3 protein-coding genes are annotated in these 1,987 nt (G+C 69.2%); 2 read left to right on the top strand and 1 reads right to left on the bottom strand.

Translation table 11 applies throughout. The features are described 5' to 3' along the window. The coding region (locus J7E68_RS16670; RefSeq protein ID WP_215174476.1) for a helix-turn-helix domain-containing protein at positions 1 to 680 on the bottom strand (680 nt) is incomplete at its 3' end. Positions 681 to 770: 90 nt separating this feature from the next. Between J7E68_RS16670 and J7E68_RS16665 the strand changes: the two genes are divergently transcribed. Both J7E68_RS16665 and J7E68_RS16660 read left to right on the top strand, forming a co-directional pair. Beyond that, positions 771 to 1,604 carry a methyltransferase domain-containing protein gene (locus J7E68_RS16665; RefSeq protein WP_215174474.1) on the top strand — a complete coding sequence of 278 codons (834 nt, stop codon included), beginning with the start codon at positions 771 to 773 and terminating at the stop codon, positions 1,602 to 1,604. A 157-nt stretch (positions 1,605 to 1,761) separates the two neighbouring features. Then, positions 1,762 to 1,953 (top strand): hypothetical protein, encoded by a 192-nt coding sequence (locus tag J7E68_RS16660; RefSeq protein ID WP_215174472.1) that lies wholly within the window; start codon positions 1,762 to 1,764, stop codon positions 1,951 to 1,953. Positions 1,954 to 1,987: the final 34 nt, after the last annotated feature.

Here is a 1,987-nt window from a genome sequence, read left to right as displayed (position 1 = left end):
GTGGCTGCCACCCGCGGCACGGCGGCGTAACCGGGCCGCGTGAACCACGACGGCAGCGCTCGCCGCAGGTGACTCGGTCCGGTCGCCGTGGCGTCTTCGGCGAGCAGCAGCGTCGTCCACTCGATGTCGCCGCGCCAGAACCGTGTCAGGGCCCGCAGTGTGCACCGCACCTCGACCGACACGTCGTAACCGGGATCGGCATCGCACACGTCGGCGTCGCCGTCGTGGATCACCAGCCACCACCGCCGCTGCGCGGGACTCGCGTCGGTGAACTGCAGCGCGATCACCGTGCGCGAATCCGGGACGGTCTCATGGTCGATGTTGCGGTGCATGTCCCACAGCAGCAACTTGGGGTCGAGGTCGGCATCGCCGAGTTCGCCGATCCACCGCACGCCCCACGCAGACAGCTGCTCGACGACCGGCCGCAGCTCGGCGCCCGCCGGGGTGAGCACGTATCGCACGTCGGCGCCGTGGGCGATGCGCTCGATCAGGCCCGCACGCTGCAGCTGGTCGAGCCGATGCGACAGCAGGGTGGGCGACATGCGGGGGAGACCCCGGCGCAGGTCGTTGAAGTGCTCGGTGCCCAGCAGCAGCTCGCGCAGGAGGAGCATCGTCCAGCGCTCATCCAGCAGCTCCATCGCCTTCGCGACGGGGCAGAACTGGTAATAGGGGGCGCCCACGAGCCTCACGATAGACCCGGTACAGATCCGATACTAGAGCGGTCTGTGCGGGCTTCGTAGCGTGAGGAGCACAAGGCAGAGGAGCCCACCATGAACACCACGACCACCGACCTTCAGACCGATGCGGATCGCGCGTTGAAGGCGAAGCACAGGATCGTCTGGGCGCTCGGCGACTATTCCGCCGTCGCGCGTGAGGTGATCCCCGAACTCGCCCGGGTTCTCGTCGCCGAGAGCGGCGTCGGGCCAGGCGACCGCGTTCTCGACGTCGCCGCCGGCACCGGCAACGCGTCGATCGAGGCGGCGCGCGCCGGCGCATCCGTCGTCGCCAGCGACCTCACTCCCGAGCTGCTCGAGATCGGCCGGCAGGATGCCGCGCGGCAGGGCGTCGAGCTCGTATTCGAAGAGGCGGATGCCGAGGCGCTGCCCTATGCCGACGACGCGTTCGACGTCGTGCTGTCGTGCGTCGGCGTCATGTTCGCCCCGCACCACGAGGTCGCAGCTCTCGAACTGACCCGCGTCGCGCGCCCGGGAGGCCGACTGGCCTTGATCAACTGGACGCCCGAGGGGTTCGTGGGGCAGCTCTTCGCCACCATGAAGCAGTTCGTCCCTGCGCCTCCGGCCGGCGTCCAGCCACCGCCGCTCTGGGGTGACGAGCAGCACGTGCGCGACCTTCTCGGCGATCGCGTGACCGATCTGACGATGCAGCGCCGGAGGTTGGCCGTCGACCGATTCGGGTCGGGAGTGGAATTCCGTGACTTCTTCCGCGACTTCTACGGCCCGACGGCGGCCGCCTATCGCGCAGTCGGTGACGACGAGCAGCGGCGCGGGGAGCTCGACGACGCGCTCGCCGCCCTCGGCGAGAAGCACCTCGACGGCGGCACGATGCCGTGGGAGTACCTGCTGGTGACGGCGAGGGTCGTGTGATCGGTTTTGTCCATTTGTCCGATCGGTGAACCGAGCGCTCCTACAGTGGCGACGTCGCTGAGACGATGAACGGAGACGCAGTCGCCTCCGTGGCTGCTCGAACCACGAGGTCCGAGCAGCCGGCGTCCCGCGGCGCGAGACATGGAGGATCACTGCAATGACGCACACCGCACGCCTTCTGGGCATCGCCGCCGCCGGGGCGCTGACCCTCGGAACGCTCGCCGGCTGCTCGCGCCCTGGGGGTGATGACGCCGCGTCCGGCCCGGTCACGCTCGAGATCGCCTGGTGGGGCAATGACACCCGCGCCGCGATGTACGAAGAGGCGATCGACCTGTTCGAGGCCGAGTAGCCCGACATCACCGTGAAAACGACCTTCGGCCACT

This window comes from Microbacterium sp. ISL-103 (assembly GCF_018613995.1).
Lineage (GTDB): Bacteria > Actinomycetota > Actinomycetes > Actinomycetales > Microbacteriaceae > Microbacterium.
This window is presented reverse-complemented; position numbering and strand designations above follow the sequence as displayed.

Bases quoted from the DNA above. Each gene is read 5' to 3' on its own strand.
- J7E68_RS16665 (WP_215174474.1), top strand. From the start codon at position 771: ATGAACACCACGACCACCGACCTTCAGACCGATGCGGATCGCGCGTTG.
- J7E68_RS16660 (WP_215174472.1), top strand. From the start codon at position 1,762: ATGACGCACACCGCACGCCTTCTGGGCATCGCCGCCGCCGGGGCGCTG.